The sequence below is a fragment of the Spirosoma fluviale genome (genome assembly GCF_900230225.1).
GTDB lineage: Bacteria > Bacteroidota > Bacteroidia > Cytophagales > Spirosomataceae > Spirosoma > Spirosoma fluviale.
On sequence record NZ_OCNH01000002.1, the window covers coordinates 1,219,094 to 1,237,913 of the forward strand.

At 53.2% G+C, this 18,820-nt stretch carries 17 protein-coding genes; 2 read left to right on the forward strand and 15 right to left on the reverse strand.

The features are described 5' to 3' along the window. Positions 1–149 precede the first annotated feature (149 nt). From CRO74_RS15545 to CRO74_RS15590, 14 genes are all read right to left on the reverse strand, one after another. Positions 150–356 (reverse strand): hypothetical protein, encoded by a 207-nt coding sequence (locus CRO74_RS15545; RefSeq protein ID WP_144035924.1) that lies wholly within the window; start codon positions 354–356, stop codon positions 150–152. A 319-nt stretch (positions 357–675) separates the two neighbouring features. Further along, the gene (locus CRO74_RS15550; RefSeq protein ID WP_097126937.1) at positions 676–1,158 is read right to left on the reverse strand and encodes a YdeI/OmpD-associated family protein; all 483 of its coding nucleotides are present in this window, start codon (positions 1,156–1,158) and stop codon (positions 676–678) included. A gap of 583 nt (positions 1,159–1,741) precedes the next feature. Further along, positions 1,742–1,888: a hypothetical protein gene (locus tag CRO74_RS31595; RefSeq protein WP_179830210.1), complete on the reverse strand. Its 147-nt coding sequence runs from the start codon at positions 1,886–1,888 to the stop codon at positions 1,742–1,744. 37 nt (positions 1,889–1,925) lie between these two features. Then, positions 1,926–3,158, reverse strand: a complete 1,233-nt coding sequence (locus tag CRO74_RS15555) for a T9SS type A sorting domain-containing protein (RefSeq protein WP_144035925.1) — start codon at positions 3,156–3,158, stop codon at positions 1,926–1,928. Positions 3,159–3,402: 244 nt separating this feature from the next. Next, positions 3,403–5,019, reverse strand: coding sequence for a beta strand repeat-containing protein (locus tag CRO74_RS32315; protein WP_097126939.1), 1,617 nt, complete (start codon positions 5,017–5,019; stop codon positions 3,403–3,405). Between the two features lie 568 nt (positions 5,020–5,587). Continuing rightward, on the reverse strand, positions 5,588–5,731 hold the full coding sequence (locus tag CRO74_RS31600; protein WP_179830211.1) for a hypothetical protein: 144 nt from the start codon (positions 5,729–5,731) through the stop codon (positions 5,588–5,590). 33 nt (positions 5,732–5,764) lie between these two features. Beyond that, positions 5,765–7,630, reverse strand: coding sequence for a T9SS type A sorting domain-containing protein (locus CRO74_RS32000; protein ID WP_245877860.1), 1,866 nt, complete (start codon positions 7,628–7,630; stop codon positions 5,765–5,767). A 205-nt stretch (positions 7,631–7,835) separates the two neighbouring features. Next, positions 7,836–7,979: a hypothetical protein gene (locus tag CRO74_RS31605; RefSeq protein WP_179830212.1), complete on the reverse strand. Its 144-nt coding sequence runs from the start codon at positions 7,977–7,979 to the stop codon at positions 7,836–7,838. Between the two features lie 33 nt (positions 7,980–8,012). Further along, positions 8,013–9,143, reverse strand: a complete 1,131-nt coding sequence (locus tag CRO74_RS15570; RefSeq protein ID WP_097126940.1) for a T9SS type A sorting domain-containing protein — start codon at positions 9,141–9,143, stop codon at positions 8,013–8,015. A gap of 177 nt (positions 9,144–9,320) precedes the next feature. Continuing rightward, on the reverse strand, positions 9,321–9,464 hold the full coding sequence (locus tag CRO74_RS31610; protein ID WP_179830211.1) for a hypothetical protein: 144 nt from the start codon (positions 9,462–9,464) through the stop codon (positions 9,321–9,323). Between the two features lie 33 nt (positions 9,465–9,497). Beyond that, positions 9,498–10,031, reverse strand: a complete 534-nt coding sequence (locus CRO74_RS32005; protein ID WP_097126941.1) for a T9SS type A sorting domain-containing protein — start codon at positions 10,029–10,031, stop codon at positions 9,498–9,500. A gap of 83 nt (positions 10,032–10,114) precedes the next feature. Next, a complete protein-coding gene (locus CRO74_RS32015; RefSeq protein ID WP_144035926.1) occupies positions 10,115–11,008 on the reverse strand; it encodes a delta-60 repeat domain-containing protein in 894 nt (297 codons plus the stop codon). A gap of 534 nt (positions 11,009–11,542) precedes the next feature. Continuing rightward, complete coding sequence (locus tag CRO74_RS15585) at positions 11,543–12,868, reverse strand: cupin domain-containing protein (RefSeq protein WP_097126943.1); 1,326 nt, start codon at positions 12,866–12,868, stop codon at positions 11,543–11,545. 144 nt (positions 12,869–13,012) lie between these two features. Beyond that, on the reverse strand, positions 13,013–13,363 hold the full coding sequence (locus CRO74_RS15590; protein ID WP_179830213.1) for a helix-turn-helix transcriptional regulator: 351 nt from the start codon (positions 13,361–13,363) through the stop codon (positions 13,013–13,015). A 1,164-nt stretch (positions 13,364–14,527) separates the two neighbouring features. Here CRO74_RS15590 and CRO74_RS15595 point away from each other — a divergent pair. Continuing rightward, entirely contained in the window at positions 14,528–14,932 is a 405-nt protein-coding gene (locus tag CRO74_RS15595; RefSeq protein WP_097126945.1) for a hypothetical protein, read from the forward strand. A 288-nt stretch (positions 14,933–15,220) separates the two neighbouring features. Here CRO74_RS15595 and CRO74_RS15600 read toward each other — a convergent pair whose 3' ends face one another. Beyond that, positions 15,221–15,442 carry a hypothetical protein gene (locus tag CRO74_RS15600; protein ID WP_097126946.1) on the reverse strand — a complete coding sequence of 74 codons (222 nt, stop codon included), beginning with the start codon at positions 15,440–15,442 and terminating at the stop codon, positions 15,221–15,223. Between the two features lie 1,021 nt (positions 15,443–16,463). On the opposite strand from CRO74_RS15600, the gene CRO74_RS32405 reads away from it, so the two are divergent. Continuing rightward, positions 16,464–18,692, forward strand: a complete 2,229-nt coding sequence (locus CRO74_RS32405; RefSeq protein ID WP_097126947.1) for a PAS domain-containing sensor histidine kinase — start codon at positions 16,464–16,466, stop codon at positions 18,690–18,692. Positions 18,693–18,820: the final 128 nt, after the last annotated feature.

The window sequence follows — 18,820 nt, forward strand, 5'->3', positions numbered from 1 at the left end:
TAAGGTAATATGGTTGGATTGCAGACTGTTGAGTAATCGGTACTATAGTAGCCGAAGGATGAAAAATAGTCAGATAACGGGTTTGTCTGTTTAAATCCTGGTTTTACTATCTGTCTGTCTAACTCAATTCGTAGCACACGCTTGATTAATTACTGATAAGTGATCGTGTAAAAGTAGGTGCCCATCACACCCACCGGGGCGCTGCGCTGAGTCGGAAAAGCACGTGAATTCGTGCCCGGCGTTTCATCAACTAACTTGCTGGTAGTGCAGCCAGCCAAGGCCGTACAATGCTGCACGGTTCGGTAGCGCAGGTTATTCCGGGTAAGGGCATTATCTAAGCCCACCAATCCCATCACGGCCCCTACACTGGGGTTAGCGCTAGCGGATAGCCGGCCTGATCCAATTGAAAGCTACTTCGGTTAACCACTTGATCAGCAATCACCAGCCGGGCATTCAGGGTGTGACCGACATACGTTAACTCAAAACAGGCGGGCCTTACTTGACTGGATCCAGCCGAATCCAGCTCGTTCGAAATGGCGCTCAGACTAACTTCAGTGAGCTGATCATGGGTGTGGAAGAATTGCGCCTGTGGCGGGCGGTGTAGACGGCGAGGGGCTATGAAAAGCCAGTTTTTTACTAGTTGTCTATTCTATTCCGTAGCATTCGGTCATGTTCTTAGGGCTTTGCTCTCCCAATAAATCGACCATTTCCCAGCAAGAAATTGATAGCTCTGCCAACGTTTCGGTCAATACTTTCCTGGCTTTTCAGCTTAGTTATGTAGCGCACGATCTCGTGTTGCAGCGAAGGGCGTAAGCTCTCAAATATTGCCTTGGCGGGTGGGTTGGCCTGCAGTGCTTCCCTTAACTGGGGGTGAAGTTTCAGGCGTCGGTCGGTGGGGTCAACCTCGATCATAATCTCAAGGGTCTCACCAATTCGTTTGGGCGAATTTTTCAGCATACTGGTGTTGATGTAAAGCCGCCAGTCGCCACTGTATTTGACTAAGGTCTGTTGGTAGGGCAGTTGGTTGATAGTGCCACGTACCGGAATTTTCCCTTTTTGGTTGCTGGCGTGGCTAAGAATCGGCTCTAAAATCTCTTGGGGTACAAACACAAAGGGGTTCACGCCGATTATGTTGAGGTCAGCAGTAAAGTTGTACATGGGATTTTTTTAGTAACTCGACAGGACGGCTGCCGCAAAGAGTTACCTCATTAACCAGTAAATTAGTTTGTAGAGTTCTCAACACTTACCCCCCTAAAATCAGGTAATTAGCGTATTGGTTGTCTTGTAGATCAATTCATGGACTAATAAGCGTTTTTTAAACATGTCCACTACTATCCATAGCATACGGTTTAACAGATCCTAGAAAAGGTCTCTACTCCTTTGTATCCTACCGATGGTCATTCAAACATCCTTACGAATTCATAACAGGATGTCCTATAAAAAATGGTGGCCCATAAAAAGGGCCACCAACTCTCTATTCAGGCAGCCCGGAAAAATACTGTTTACGCCTAAACCGACGTATAAATCTGAAGTCCAAAAACATAACTCAAAGCAATGACCGGTAACGAGAATGTTTCTAATCATACGCTGAGTTATAGGCAAGAACGATTAAAAATCAGGTGAGGGCTACTCGACTGTTGACCACAAAACACCTATCGCAGTCTGTGCCCAGGGGTCTATTCGTTTAAACTGACTATATAGACCAGTACCTGCCTCATGCAAAAGAAACATGGAGCCAAGCTCATCCCTCAGTACTGCCAAAGCCATCGACGGCTGAACCACCCTTAAGGGTGAGTTTTTTAACGTTGCCCAGCTTATTGAGCTTGGGCGATTTGTAGCTCCGTTTGGGCTGGGGTGTTACGAGGTTTATTTTTTTCGGGGGATTCATGAACTAGGTGATAAGTGAATAAAATAAATGAGACTACCTACGGCCTGACCATCCGCACCAACCAAGCCGGCCCATTGGTCGTTTCGACCCGCAGCAGGTAGCTCCCGGCCGGCAGCTCGCCCAGCCCTACCCCGTTGAGCACCCCCGGTTTATCGGTCTGCCGCACCACGCGCCCCAACCCGTCAATGATCTGATAGGCGGTGTAGGTGATGGCTGGCTCAATGGTGGCTTCGCCCCCGGAAGTCAACGGGTTGGGAAACAAAACGGACGGGTTGTTCTCCCGGCTGAGGGCAATGATCGAGCTACGGGTCTGAGTGCCGTTGCGGTCGGTCTGCACCAGCCGGTAGTAGTTGATACCGGCCAGGGGTTTCCCATCCAGATAGCTGTAGGTCAAGGCAAGATGCGAGTTTCCCCCGGTAGCCTGACTGGGTATGGTGGCGATGGACTCAAAGCTGCGGGCATCCCGGCTGCGCTCGATCTGGAAGTGGGCGTTTTCCACCTCCATGGCCGTTTGCCAGCCCAACAGTGCCCCCGCTTCGGTCATGCGCCCATTGAAATAAAGCAATGTGACGGGCAACGGGGTATTTAGACTCACTGACTCCGTAGGCTGACTGTAGGCGGTGTTGGTGGTGGTGAGCAGGCAACGGTAGAAAAGGGACGACGTTACATTGGTGGTGTAGGTGGCTCCCGTTGCGCCGGGTAGGTTAGTCCAGGCACTGTTGTTGGACGATGACTGCCACTGGTATTGCATCACCGACCCGCTGACGTTGACCGACAACGTGGTGGGGTAGTTGTAGCTGCCCGAGGTGGCACTGGCTCGCGTAATCAACCCCTGCACAGTGCCCGTCAGCAGTCCATTGTTGATCAGGTTGGCGCTGGCCGATAGATCGGAGCGGATATACAGCTGGCCGTTGGCGTTGAGGGCGGCATTGGCGTTGAGCGTGGCCGTGCCCGTCACCGATAGCAGGCTGTTGAGGGTGCTGGTTCCGGTATTGTGATTGAAAACCACTGTAGCTACGGTGGCCATGCCGGTGCCGCCGTAGGTGACAGGGCCGGTGAACTGACCGGCAGCAAGGCTGAGCGAACTGTTGTTAGTCAAGGCACCGCCCCCGTAGACGAGCTGCACGGCCCCGGTACCGCCCACGCGGGTATTGGGGCTAATGGTCAGAGTAGGCTGGGCCATTGTGCTGCCGACGATGGCCAGCAGCAGCCCGAGCGCCAGCATCCGGTTAGGCCGGAGAGCAACCGCTAAGCGTAAAGGATGATGCATATAAATGAAGGAAATATATGAATACCATAGAGAAAAGTACCGGGCTGACTGACAGTGGCCGTCAGCCCGGTTGTTGATGTTATTTTTCGATAACAAAGCGGTACAACGAGGTTCGGTTATGACCGGTGAAGGAGAACCCGAATGCCGCCAACAGGACAAGCGAATGAAAATTCACCTACTCTATCATCGGCTTTTTGGGTCCCGCCGTTACGGTTATACTGACTTGAAAGAAGGAGTTCACCCTCTACCGTATCCGCACAATTTGCACGTTGCTACTACCATCGGTGCTGGTGTAGGCAATGGTACTGTCGCCGAACGACTGGGCGCGGAAGCTCAGGTTATCACCTGCCGACAGATACACGACGGTTTGCAACAACGAGTGGTTTTTAAGGAATAAGCTGCTGCTCGAACTGTCGTATGTAGTGAAAGCAAGCGGATAAGTACCCGCGTTGGGCGACGTACCGAAACGGCTGTTCTTATCGAGTACCACTTGATAGCCAATATTGAAAGCCCCATTGGAGCCGGATGACACCCCCACGAAATTTCCCGTAATCTGATACCAACCGGCTCCCTCGCTCCCCACAGTGAAGGTGGTGCCGTTCCAGGTGTTGCTACCCGTAAGGACGGCATTCGCTCCATTGCTGGATGGAAAGTTGAGCGTCGTAAAAGTTGACCCGGTGCTTAGCGACGAAATTGCCTGCTGTGAAGTGAAAGCTGTGCTAACTTCCACATTGGGGTAAGCCGTCGGTATAGAGGGGGAACCCGCCAAAAAGCCCCAGCTTGTGCTGCCACTGCCATTGGTTATGAGCACTTGCCCGTTCGTGCCCCGGCTGGTGGGTAAACTGAAGCGGTTGCTGCCGCTGTTGACAAATACCCCGCTGCCGCTGAGATATACCCCGTTGCTGCTGCCGTTGATATCTACCCCGTTGCTGACATATACCCTGCTGCTGCTGCTGCCGTTGAGAAATACCCCGTTGCTGCTGCCGTCGATCAATACCCTGCTGCCGATGATATCTACCCCGCTGTTGCTCCAGCTTAGGGCCGTGTTGGTGCCGCCTGCGCCATAGCTCAGCTTACCACCCGTTAAGCCGGATAAATGGGGGCCGTCTGTGCTGGCATCATACTTCAGGAAATGGTTGCCGTTGCTGGCTGCGCGTAAACGCAGCGCATTGTCGTTCAGGCCGAGACTGCCGGTACCGGCAAAATCCAGCGTGTTGCCGCCCAATGTAATGGTGCGGTTGCCGGTTAGCGTTCCGTCGGTCGTGTAGAGACTGGCCCCACCGCCCGCGCTGGGCGTTGTCCACTGCGTGTTGTAGTTGGCGCCGTCAATTTTGCTCAACACCTGCCCGGTGGTGCCGCCCGTGGGTACGCCCTGTCCGGCGGGGCCGGTAGCACCTTCCGGGCCAGTTGCTCCTGTTAAGCCGGTATCACCTTTATTACCCTGTATGCCTGGCGCTCCTGTTGATCCAGCCGGGCCAGTTAGGCCAATGGGGCCGGTCGCTCCTTCGGGTCCTGTAGCACCAGGTAGACCAGTCGCGCCAGTGTCGCCTTTGTCCCCTTTCGGGCCGGTAGTTCCCGACGCACTCAGCGAGGTCCAGGCCGTGCCATTGTAGAAATAGAATCCGGCAGTGCCGTCAGTCTGGTACACCAACAGACCCGTAGCCGGGCTACTGATGAGTCCACGCTGCTGGGCGTTCATACGGGGCACGAGTATACCCTGGTTAGTACTCTTTACGTCGAGCAGGGCCGAGCCGTCGGCCGTTGAGCCATCGGTGTTGATCGACAGCGAGCCGGTCTGAGCCTTGGCTGAATAAAGACTGCTCAGGGTGAGCAGCGCAAAAAGTAAACGTGTACAGGACATAGAAGAGGGAGTAGATATGAAAAAGCGAGTAAACAGATAAGAACGGGAAATACGGTTGTCAGACTGGCATAGTGAATCCAGTACCACGTGCACGGGGTAGGAGATGACATAAAACCAGGTAAATGCTTAATGGAATCGTACAGACAAATTTTCTGTCAAAGAACACGCTTTAAAGACCAAGACTCCGTCATATTTGGGCCACCCTTCCAGAATAGATCAATTAAATGGCAAATAGTGTTGCATTACGTTCGGTTGGCCATGTACTCAGTGGGCGTTTGCTGGTAGCATTGCCAGAAAACAGTGATAAAATGTGAGGGTGTGCTAAACCTATTCGGAAAGTCGGGCCACGACGGGCCGGGGCATGATAGCTGGTAGAGGCAGGTACACGGTTACAGGAAAAGGTGATGTATTGGACAAGGTCAGCCCCTTACCGCTTGGGCAAAGGGCTGGCCTTAGTAATGACTGGGCTTGCCCCAACCGGACAGGCTCAATTTTTTAGTGATCTGGGCGTTCCAGCCCTGAGCAGGCCTCGTTGATACGCCCGGTCGACCAGGCACTCACCGCTCCCTCAACCAAACGAGCCAAAGCCATCGACGGATGAGCCACTCTTGAGGGTGAGTTTTTTGACGTTGCCCAGCTTATTGAGCTTGGGCGATTTGTAGCTCCGTTTGGGCTGGGGTGTTACGAGGGCTATTTTTTTCTGGGGATTCATACACTAGAAGAGGATTGGATAAAACAACTGAGACTACTGAACCACTAACCGGTGCTGGCGGGTTTGCCCCCGCTCCTCTACCGTCAGTACATACACGCCTGCAGCCAGAGAGCCACTGGCTTTCAAGAGCAGATTACCCGACTGGAGGCCCATTTTCTGGAGGGGGATGGCCCGTCCCTGGGGGCTAAAAAAGCCCAGAATGGCCGTCTGAGGTTCATCCAGCCGCAGCACAAAGCCGCCTTCATGGACGATGGGGTTCGGATACACCCCGTAGGCTTCATCCCGAATCACCACCGAAACGGCGGGATAGACCGTGGCCTTGCCCGACAAATCCGTTTGGGTGAGCCGGTAGTACGAGGTACCCATAAAAGGCGTCTGGTCGGTGAACTGGTAGTGTTTGATGGCCTGACTGTTGGTGGCCTCGGCGGGGATTTGGCCCACGGTCTCGAAGTGAACAAGGTCTTTGCTACGGTCGAGTTGAAAGCCTTTGTTATCGGTTTCCAGGGAGGTCGTCCAGGCTAGATCCACGCTGTGGTTGGGCTGGGCCTGGGCCGTAAAGGATACTAAAGCTACGGGTAAGGGAGCGGTTACACTGAGCGATGCGGTGGCTGTTGCCGTTGCCGAACAGCCCGGTGTGGTGCCCGTGACCGAGTAGGAGGTGGCCGTGGTCAGGTTGGTGACCACCAGGGGGTTGGCGCTTGTGCCATTGTTCCAGCTATAGTTGGTGGCACCTGTGGCGGTGAGGGTGACGTTGCCACCTGATGTGATGGTCAGGCTGGGCGTGGCGGTAATGCTCACCGAAAGGCTACCGGTTGCAGTCATCACTTGATTGGTACCCGATTGAGCCACAGCCACAAACGTCCCGTTGCCGTAGGTAACCGAGTTCCAATAATTAGCCTGTGCCGCCGTTTGGGCCGTCCAGGTGATACCATCCGGGGAGGTCATTATCTGGTTGGTGCCCGACCGAGCTACGGCCACAAACAGGCCATTGCCGTAGGTGACCGAGCGCCAAGGATTAGCCTCAACCGCCGTTTGGGCCGTCCAGGTGATACCATCCGGGGAGGTCATTACCTGATTGGTGCCCGATTGAGCCACAGCCACAAACAGGCCATTACCGTAGGTAACTGAAATCCATGTGTTAGCTTCAGCCGCCATTTGGGCAGTCCAGGTGATACCATCGGGGGAGGTCATCACCCGATTAGTTCCCGATTGAGCCACGGCCACAAACAGACCCTGGTTGTAGGTGACCGAAGACCATGCGTTAGCCTCAGCCGCCGTTTGACCTGTCCAGGTGATGCCATCGGGGGAGGTCATCACCCGATAGGTACCAGTACCAGCCACGGCCACAAACAGACCCTTGCCGTAGGTGACCGAGTTCCATGTATTTAACTCAGCCGAGGTTTGACCTGTCCAGGTGATGCCATCGGGGGAGGTCATCACTTGAAAGCCTGATCGAGCCACGGCCACAAACAGGCCGTTGCCGTAAGTGACCGAGAGCCATACAGCGCTCCCAGCCGCCGTTCGGGCTGTCCAGTTGATACCATCAGGGGAGGTCATCACCTGGTTGGTGAGGGGACCTTGCATACCCACAGCGACGAACAAGCCATTGCCATACGTGACCGAAGTCCAATTACCCTCAACCGCCGTTTGGGCTGTCCAGGTTGAGCCATCGGAGGCACAGGCCAGCGTCTGGCCAAATACGGCCAGTGGGGAGACCAACGTAATCCCAGCCCACAGCACCAGCCAGACTACCAAACGCAGACCGCTCAGGGGCCGTTGTCGATGCGGGGGGGGGCCAATGGGCTGGCAACCCAAAACCGGGTAGAGGGCTGAGTTAACATCGGCTCCTTGCCGAAACGCCGAGACTGATAAAGGCCGGGCCACGACGGGCCGGGGCATGATAGCTGGTAGAGGCAGGTACACGGTTACAGGAAAAGGTGATGTATTGGACAAGGCCAGCCCCTGACCGCTTGGGCAAAGGGCTGGCCTTAATAATGAATAGGCTTGCCCCAACCGGACAGGCTCAATCTTTTAGTGACCTGGGCGTTCCAGCCCTGAACAGGTCTCGTTGATACGCCCGGTCGACCAGGCACTCACCGCTCCCTCAACCAAACGAGCCAAAGCCATCGACGGATGAGCCACTCTTAAGGGTGAGTTTTTTGACGTTGCCCAGCTTATTGAGCTTGGGCGATTTGTAGCTCCGTTTGGGCTGGGGTGTTAGGAGGGCTATTTTTTTCTGGGAATTCATACACTAGAAGAGGATTGGATAAAACAACTGAGACTACTGAACCACCAACCGGTGCTGGCGGGTTTGGCCCCGCTCCTCCACCGTCAGTACATACACGCCTGTAGCTAGGGAGCCGCTGGCTTTCAAGAGGAGGTTGCCCGACTGGAGGCCCATTTTCTGGAGGGGGATGGCCCGTCCCTGGGGGCTAAAAAAGCCCAGAATGGCCGTCTGGGGTTCATCCAGACGTAGCACAAAGCCGCCCTCGCTAACCACCGGGTTCGGATACACCCCGTAAGCGTCCTCCCGAATCACCACCGAAACGGCGGGATAGACCGTGGCCTTGCCCGACAAATCCGTTTGGGTGAGCCGGTAGTACGAGGTGCCCGTGAAAGGCGTCTGGTCGGTGAACTGGTAGTGTTTGATGGCCTGACTGTTGGCGGCCTCGGCGGGGATTTGGCCAACTGTTTCGAAGTGGATAAGGTCTTTGCTGCGGTCGAGTTGAAAGCCTTTGTTATCGGTTTCCAGGGAAGTCGTCCAGTTGAGTTGGACGGAGTTTTGGGTTGTTGTTTTGGCTTGGAAGTTGATCAGCGTCACGGGCAGGGCCGAGGCCACGGACTTCATGACTTTGCTGTCTTGAGAAACGGCCACAAATACCCCATTGCCGTAGGTAACCGAATACCAGGCATCATTGGTGGCGGCTATTTGGTTGGTCCAAGTGATTCCATCGGGGCTGGTCATGACTTTGCCGCTGGACGAAACGGCCACAAATACCCCATTGCCGTAGGTGACTGAAGACCATTGATTATTGGATGCGGCTGTTCGGCTGGTCCAGGTGCTGCCATTTGGGCTGGTCATGACTTTGCCGTCGTACGAAACGGCCACAAATACCCCATTGCCGTAGGTGACTGAAGACCAGACACTAGTGGATGCGGCTGTTCGGCTGGTCCAGGTGACCCCATCGGGGCTGGTCATGACCGGGCCGTATTGGGAAATGGCCACAAATACCCCATTGCCGTAGGTAACCGACTGCCAGACATTAGTGGATGCGGCTGTTTGACTAGTCCAGGTGGTTTGGGCGTGAGTGGCTAAACAGCTCAGCAGCCAGAAGGCTAAGACCCAGCGGGTAGAGGTAAGCAAGTTCAACACGGTTTCTCGCTTGGGAGCGATACGTAAAAAATGAGCCATAGAAGGGAGAGAAGAAGTTGGCACCAAACGATTATTGGCCAATGCTTTGCGCAAACCGGTTTTAAACAGTAGTGTAATTAGTGTTAACCAATGAGCCCCCTGAGTATTGATTGAGTGCGCCTATCAAGGACAGAGGCACTCAATGAATACTCAGGGGGCTATTACAAAGCACATTCCTCAACCAAACGAGCCAAAGCCATCCACGGATGAACCACTCTTGAGGGTGAGTTTTTTAACGTTGCCCAGCTTATTGAGTTTGGGCGATTTGTAGCTCCGTTTGGGCTGGGGTGTTACGAGGGCTATTTTTTTCTGGGGATTCATACACTAGAAGAGGATTGGATAAAACAACTGAGACTACTGAACCACCAACCGGTGTTGGCGGGTTTGCCCCCGCTCCTCCACCGTCAGTACATACACGCCCGCAGCCAGAGAGCCACTGGCTTTCAAGAGCAGGTTACCCGACTGGAGGCCCATTTTCTGGAGGGGAATGGCCCTGCCCTGGGGGCTAAAAAAGCCCAGAATAGCTGTCTGAGGTTCATCCAGCCGAAGCACAAACCCGGTTTCGTTGGCCACCGGGTTGGGGTAAACTCCGTAGGCTTCATCTCGAATGACTACTGAAACGGCGGGATAAACCGTGGCCTTGCCCGACAAATCCGTTTGGGTGAGCCGGTAGTACGAGGTGCCCGTGAAAGGCGTCTGGTCGGTGAACTGGTAGTGTTTGATGGCCTGACTGTTGGCGGCCTCGGCGGGGATTTGGCCCACGGTCTCGAAGTGAACAAGGTCTTTGCTGCGGTCGAGTTGAAAGCCTTTGTTATTGGTTTCCAGGGAGGTCGTCCAGGCCAGATCGACGGTGTGCTGGGTGGTGGCCGTAGCGGAGAAGGAGACCATGCTGACGGGCAGGGCGCCACTAGTATTGAGTCGGGCGATGCGGTTACGGCCCGTGCCGTTGTAGCCGGTAAACTGCCCCCCAATCAGGATCTTGCTATCCCCTGCACCGCTACACTCTGAACACCACTATTGGCCCCCGTGCCGGGGTTGAAGCCCGTGTCCAGACTGCCATCGGCGTTCAGGCGGGCGATGCGGTTGCGGCTCGTGCCGTTGTAGGTGCTAAATTCTCCTCCAATAAGGATCTTGCCATCCCCCTGCACCGCCACACTAGCAACATTACTACTGGGGCCCGTGCCGGGGTTGAAGCCCGTGTCCAGACTGCCATCGGCGTTCAAGCGAGCGATATAGTTGCGCCCCGTGCCGTTGTAGGTGGTAAAGGTCCCTCCAATCAGGATCTTGCCATCCCCCTGCACCGCCATACTATAAACATTACTATTGGCTCCCGTGCCGGGGTTGAAGCCCGTGTCCAGACTGCCATCGGCGTTCAAGCGAGCGATATAGTTGCGCCCCGTGCCGTTGTAGGTGGTAAAGGTCCCTCCAATCAGGATCTTGCCATCCCCCTGCACCGCCACACTAGTAACAGTACTACTGGGGCCTGTGCCGGGATCGAAGCCCGTGTCCAGAGTGCCATCGGCGTTCAAGCGAGCGATATAGTTGCGGCCCGTGCCGTTGTAGGTGGTAAAGGTCCCTCCAATCAGGATCTTGCCGTTCCCCTGCACCACCATACTCTGAACAGTACTAGTGGTCCCATCCCCGTTGCCAAAGCCCACATCGGTGGGGTTAAAGGTGGGGTCGATACTGCCATCCTGGGCCTTAGACAGACCCGTGCCGATCAGCAACAGGGCCAGCCAGCAGGTCAACCGCCGGATAGTTCGTAGCCAGCCGGTGCCGCTCCCTGAGCGGGCCGGGGTTTGGGTGGTGAGTGGTTGGGGAGTGGATACTCCCCGCAAGCGGGCAGACTTTAGTGTTGGTTGCATATATGAGAGGTGAAGAAGAAATTGCCGATTCCCTTCTTTGTCGGATCATCGGGTATTCAGAATAACTGACCGGCTGCGACCGTCCGTAGCTGCGGTACAATACTATATTTTAAAGTAATTAAACCGATAAAAGTCAATGAGTTAAGGCCAAAATTTCCTTTTAACGCGGGGCCGCCCGGCGGTCGATTGACTGAAATGAAAAGGCTGCGTGATAATTTCACTTTTTCGACCTTTACAAACGTTCCATCCGGGGTGGCGAACCACTTGCCGTTCGCGTAATCAACTTGGATGCCGTCGGACAGCCGATGCTGAGCGTTTTCACGAAACCTGCTGATTTAATGAGTTTGTTCTTAGGGTCCAGGTAATGCCGTCGAGACTGGTCATGACCCCGTTGCCTACCAGGGGGTATTGGGGCTCATAGTCAAAGTAGGCAGAACCCGTGCGCTGCCGGTTATGGCGCTAGCAGCAATAGGAGAAAATGTGGTCTCCTAAAAAGTCGTAAGTCGTTCAATGAACACAGTACCGTGTGCCGCCTTAGACCATCTTGCCAGATTCATCCCACTCCTTCTTCATTGTCTCTTTAAACTGGATGAAATTCATGTCAGAGTTCGGTATAAACTGATCAATAGTGCCATCATCATACACAAAATCGAAGAACGGATAGTGACCACTATCTGCCTCATCATACATATAGCACTGGATGGTGATGCACGGTTTTCCGCCTATTGCTGCATTGTTTTGTAGCTTATGGGTTTGGTTCAGCAGCGGACTGATCCAGGTTACTTCGTCCTTCACAAACGAAGCTTTGGCAAAGGGCACTACGTTTACCGAACGATCTGTGGAGTTAGGAGTAACAGTCTCGTTTGCCAGAAAGGGGAACAGTAATACGTTAATCTCTCCTGACAAAACCCGGATAATGGCATTGGCACCGGCGTGCTGGTGTATTGGCGAATGGCATTGCGGGGGCCAAATTTCCATTACAAATGGAATACCCGGCGATTCTCCACCTGCGTTACCGAGAGTAATGCGGAGATAAACTGCTTTCGAATCTGACCCGAATTCGCCTGATTTATCCTTTAACGTCTTGTAGCACCAGCCAGTCTCCGTTTCAATACTGTGCTTTATAGCATCACTGAAAGCAGGAAAGTCGGGGGTATCTAAAACAAAATTTTGGCCTGCCACAATATCATACAGCTTTTGGCCTTCCGTCGAAAGCGCAGCCTTAGGCATTACCCTGTTAGCAGCCACATCTTCCATCGTAAGCGTGTCCGTATTCTTGACCACAAGCGGAACTTCACCGACAACAGGATCGCGAAGCAGGCGCATCGGCTGCACAGAATGACTCACTAAAACTTGTGAAATATGCCAAAAACCCTTGGTTTTGGGCATATTTTTCTGATAGCAGAATACTTGGGTCTCGAACCTTGCCTCCCCACGGCCAAAACGGATACTTACATAATTATTTTCTTTGTCAACGTTGCGGACATCAAGACTAATCCAGTAGAATGCATAATCACTTTGCACTATACCGAAAGTATTGCTCTCCACAATCGCCCCTTCCACGTTCAGCCGTGTGGTTTCGCTGTCAATGTCAAGGTAAAAAAGCTCCCCGTTACTATCGGGGTCCGTTTCCTGATTTGTTGATAAGTCGGAAGTACGGAACGCGATACGAAGTGGCTGGATGGGCAGTACCGGTTCTCCAACGCAGTCAGAAAAGCGTTGACTGGCTTTAAAGATGTACGTGCCCTGTCCCTCAATCAGTAAAGGAGTGGGCTCTGCAACATCGCCCTGCTCGCTGGTTTCCTGGACCTTAAAGACCTTTTCGCGGGGAATCTTGTACTGCGCGTTATAAGAAGACATGTAGGAATGGAAAAAAATAGATAAACACTACTTAGAAGCACCTAGGTAAATGTTTCCCCAAAGAACAGGCTTTAAAAACAAAGACTCCGTCATATTTGGGCCACCTTTCCAGAATAGATAAATTAAATGGCAAATAGTGTTGCGTTAGGTTCGGGTGGCCATGTACTCAGTAGGCGTTTGCTGGTAGTACTGCCGGAAAACAGTAGTGAGATGTGAGGGTGAGCTGAAGCCCGTCCGGTAAGCCGTTTCGGTTATGGTATGGCCTGCACGCAGCAACTCGACGACTTTCCGCAGGCGACACTGCCGGATCAATTCAACAGGCGTTAGCTGAATGTGGCTCTTCACCCGTCGGTACAGCGTTCTCCGGGGCATACCCAGTTGGACTGCCAGCCAGTCGACATTGACCACGGCTACGGAGTGATCCAGGTACTTGTCCAGCAGACAATAAATCTGGTCGATAAAGGCAGACTGGTTTCGGTGCAACTTTGTGGACACAGCAAGCCAATTATTCCGCTTCCCAGACGGAATATCTGTATGGTGTAAACTCGTCATTAACTAGAGAGGTGTGGTAGTAAATCGCCTTTCGCTGAACGTTGATACTAAATACCCAAGTAGGAAAGGGAGCCAACACGAGCTGAGAACAGCCAGCAGGCGGACTACTTAACTTTTAGATGGTTCAAAGGTAGCTTATTGTCACTCGTTTAGTCTGTCATATTTGAGACAGATCATATCAAGTTTAAGCCACTTATTTGATTTTAGTGATAATTATATAGCATATTATTAATTTATCGTTTACTTATTATAAAGTAGGTAGGTGTTTAGTAGTAAAATCTTTAAAGACGGGTTTGAAATGAAGTACCATCTTAAACCTGTTTCACGAACTATTTAAGATAACGATAGGCTATATACGCAATGCCTTGCTGCAATGGGCCGCTTGCCGTGGACCGATACGAGTGAAGCACCTTTACTAACTGAAAGGCTAAATGATTAATACCATAATGGAAGGTGCGAGCAAATAACCCCAGCATTACCAACGTCCCTCCCCAGCCTGCCCAAGCCGGTTCTCGTTGCCCAACCAATTTCGCTAAAGGACTATCGCTGGACACAAGAGGATATTACCAGCCAGAAAAAGACTATAAGCCGTCGTCACTTGAGTAAGTAATTGGTCAAACGCTTTAAGTTGTTGGGAAAGAAGAACTCAAATTGGACCAGTAAGACTTGGGCAAGAAGTAGGAGCAGTGGCGCGATAATCATGGAAGTACCTACGATCCAACGACCAGGAAACCAAAATGGAGTGGCTTCGATGGAAGCGAGGCATTAGCCTACAAATGCGCTACAATGACCTTCTATTTTTAAACCCACAGATTACATAGGTCATTAACCTAATAGCCTGGCGGTTGTAAAACTCGACATGAGGAATCTATCATACAATAATTTTTCATAGCTGTATAGCTCAATCAGCTGCATATGGATGAGGGGTAGCTAAAACTAATTGATAGTAAGTTGGTTCATCTCTTCGTGTGTGAGGGTTCAGTGTAGGGCGGAAGGGACGGTACCCACCAACCAATGCCATTTTAGGATGCTGACCTTAGTAGGTTCTTTATCCCTTTTCCAGAACGGCTGCTGTCCTCATTTAAAGCAAGAAAACGACTACGATCGATGAAGAGACGCCGTCCTGACTCTCCAAAAACTCAGCCGTCCCTATCCGGAAAGGAACGTGAGCCGTCCCACCAATTGGATTTACTCGTTCATGACCTGCGCAACTGCATCAGCGCCATTCGTTTTGCTCAGTACTTTCTCGATGACAAGCTTAGTTTAAGTCCCCATCAACTAGCGGCCTACCAGGCGGTCTTAAGGAGTAACCTGAGCCAGGCCACCGGATTGATGGACCAGTTCCTGCAGGCAGCGCCCGTCCCCAGCAAACAAGCGATTGCTACGGCTCCATCCCGGACAGCGTTACTAAAGCATCTGTCTGGCCAGTTGCCTCAAGTAGTTGATTCGGAGAGTGCCGATCAGTTAGCCCACCTCAAAAAGTTGGTCGAAATTGGTCTTCAAGGTGGCTGAGCCGAGGGATCAACTGATTGCCTGGCGTTTATGCCTCTGACAAGGCGGTTGCTTCCGGGGTTATGTCGAAACCCATATGGGCTTGCTCCCACTTTTTCTAGGGTGTCGTGAAACCAATTGAGCGTTAGGTTGTGTGGGACTACTTAAGCCGCGCTGGCGGGTACAGCCACTGGTCCCGGCACAGCCTGCCGCTGCGGGGGAACCGGGCTTAATGGTACGGGTAAGATAATCGTCCCACAAAACGCTCTTTTAGGAATCGTCTGAAAGCCAAAAAATTAAGCTGAAGACCTATATATCCAGCAAGCCTCGTTCGCTATATACATTCTCTTCTTTCAATAGCGCATCGACTTGCCTGTCAAGTTTGGGCAAGTACAGGGCCTGGATATAAACAACATCCACCGGATTGAAGGAGACCCCCCCGGCTAACTCGTAGCCACTCGACAACCGATCCACGACTTGCGATTCGAGCAGTTCCAGAGTCTCGGCGGCTTCAACGACATATAACTTCATAGTAGTAAGAATTTGGTCAATAGGCTGGCCCTGCTAAGAGCTGACCTGTATGTACTACTAACTACTTGACTTATTAGTTTTCAATTGCGCTGTAATCACATCTTTATTACCCTTCACGTACCCCTCTGCATACAGTGATCGCCTGCCTGAAAATCTCAACATACCCTTCTGAGTGAGCCATATCAGACTCCTAAATGTTTAACTTAAAGGGCATTTATTTGAAAAGCTTGTTTTAATAACTTTCAACGATTATCCCTGGCATACACCCTACTAGCACCTCGGTCTTGACAGTTCGAAGCTAAGTGGGTACTTTTTAGTAGGGCTGCTATTAAAAAGCGAACCCGCCAGACGTGATGTCAGTAATGACAGGCTTATCAGCCATAAGGCGTCCCTATACCTAATAAGGTAGCTGAGAACCAAAATCGACAGTGCCGGAAAAAGACAACGTGACCATTGGAAAACTAGTAGTCTATTGAGTGATATTGTCGTACGGTGTAAATTCAAAGACTGATTTCTCTGGCCGGAAATAAACAAAACGGTTGATCAGGAGGGGTGACCTTCAATGTATAGTCGATTGAATGTCGATTGAAAATCAGCTGTATGGCTTACCGTAAATGAGAACGCTCCCTTATAAAGACTTGCAAAAAAAGTAAGTTTACTTTCGCTATCTGGTACATTGGCCGGGCCGCCCCGTTGGTAGTGGGAAACCTCTGAACAGTGATAAAAAACCCGTGTCTCTTTAGATTATATATTTTTGATCATATGTGATACAGTGACTGAAAAGAATTCGTATATACTGCCCAGGGCGGATCTTTAGACCTGGTGGGGTGACTTGCGGATGATTATATATAGTTAGATTATGAGCCGCTTACTAACCAACTCAAGGCAGCGCACCAGCAGAGCCAGGGCCAGTTTGTTACAGGACTAGATACCTTCACCCTAAGGCAACCCCGGTTGGTCAACTTGGGGCCCAGGACTGGCCCAGCTAGTGTATGCTCACCAAACCTGATTTTTAAACCCTATGATCCACTTACAGCAGGAATTTTACCAAGCTCAACGGGCCAGTGAACCCCTCTTCGATTTCATCCAGCGCTATGCCCTGGAAGGCGCATGGTACTGGGATCTGGAAAACCCCAACCACCGCTGGCTCAATGCCAAGTGCTACGCCCTGCTGGGCTACGGACCCGATGAGCGGCCCGACTGGCGCGAACTGATTCATCCCGACGATCGCCGAGCGGCAACCCAGCCTATCCCGGACAAATTCGATCCCGCCAACCAGGCACCGGAGGTGTCCCTGCGCTACCTCCACCGGGATCAGCGCGTGGTGCTGGTCACCTACCGCCCCTGGATCGTGCGCAACCGGCAGGGGGCACCCACTCGACTCGTCGGCGCGCAGACTTTGGTTACCTACGCGGTCGCTCCAAGACTGCTGACCCCTGAGCAACACAGTATATTCCAGGGGATTCTGGCGAACCAGTCGGTATACATAATGAAAACGAATCTGGCGGGTCAGTACACTTTCATGAATGAGTACTTCAGCCAGGTATTCGAAGGCCAGCCGCGGGAGCTGCTGGGCACCCTGGCTCTGGATTCCATCTACGCCGATGATCACGGGGCCTGTATCGAAGCGGTTACCCGGTGCCTCTACCAGCCCGGCCAGGTCTGCCAGGTGCGGCTCCGCAAACCCCTCCCCCAGGGGGGACTCCGCCATACCCAATGGGAATTTATCGCCCAGACCTCGGCCCTGAGTCAGGCCACCGAACTGCTCTGTATTGGCTACGACGTGACCGAAAAAGTCCAGCTCCGAAACGATCTGAGCCGGGTGATGAGCACCACCCGGGAGGCCCTGGTGAGCCTGGCCCCGGACGGACGGCTGCGCTACGTGGCCCCCAGCTGGGCCAGGCTCTACGGGTACAGCTCCGACGAAATGGCCGGCCAGGCTTTCGCGGCCTTGGTCCATGCCGAGGACCGGGGGCACTGGGCGTCGGCCCTGGGGGCGGTGATCGAGGGGGGCACCGGGCTTACCCTGGATTTACGGATCCACCACCAGAACGGCAGCTGGGTCTGGAGTGCGGCCCAAATCAGCATCGATGGGCTGGGGGAGGAGCTCTTTATCACCTGCTCTGACATTACCGAGCGCAAGCGGGCCCAGCAGGCCGAGCTGGAGAGTGAACTGCGCTTTCGGGACCTGGCCGACAATGTGCAGGAGATCTACTGGATTCGCCATCTGCACGAGCCCCGGTTTTTGTACCTGAACCCGGCCTACGAGACCTTCAGCGGGTTGAGCTTGCAAAGCGTCTACGAGGACCCCCTTTCTTTCCTGGATTGTGTCGTCGAGGAGGATCGCCCCCTGGTAGGGCAGGCCTTAATGGGTCCGGCCCCCCACGGCAGCATTCGCTTCCGGATCCGCCACCGGGCGGGCCGCCTGTACTGGATGGAGACCCGGCTCTTTTTGCTCGAAAATGAGCAGGGCATCCCCCTCCGGCGCATCGGAGTGGCGACCGATATCACCACCCTGATCGAAAAGGAGCAGCTGCTGACTCAATCGCTGGCCAACGAGAAAACCTTGAATCGGCTGAAGTCGCAGTTTATCTCGACGGCCTCCCACGAATTCCGCACGCCCCTAATGGTGATCAGTTCGAGTGCGGAGCTGGTGAAACACTACGCGAGCCTGGAGGCTGCCCCTCCGGCCACCACCCTGATTCGTAAGCATGCCGATACGATTTATCAGCAGTCGTTATCCCTCAGTGAGCTGATCGACGATACCTTGACGCTGAGTAAAATCGAGGAAGGTCAACTGGTGGTTCATCTGGAAGCGACTGACCTGGTGGTCCTGAGTGAGTCGTTGATCAGCCTGAGCTTTGCGGATCGGGCTGATCGTCGGCAGGTAACGGTGCGGGTGGTAGGCTCTGCGGTGGGCGTTTTTGTGGATAAAAAGCTGCTGGGTCATGTGCTGACCAATTTGCTCTCGAATGCCTTCAAGTTCTCGTCGACCAATCCGGTCCTGACCCTGCGGTATGAGCCGTCGGTGGTTACGCTGTCGGTCAGCGACGAGGGAATCGGCATCCCCGAAGCGGACCGGCCCTTTCTATTCGGTAAATTCTTCCGGGCCAGTAATGCGGGTCACATTCCGGGAACGGGTCTTGGCTTGTCAATCTGTCGGGAGTACATGCGCCTGCAGGGGGGAGAGCTGGAACTGGAGAGCAGAGTGGGGCGGGGCAGCGTTTTTACCGTCAGCCTGTCGCTCTAGTAAGGTCATTGGGCCCACGGGGGCTTTCTTTGAGAACTCGCGTTTACTCGTTGCTCATATTCACTCAAGTAACGGCATTCGGATGTATGACGAGGGGGGCGGGTAAGCAACCATCGACTGAGTTCAAA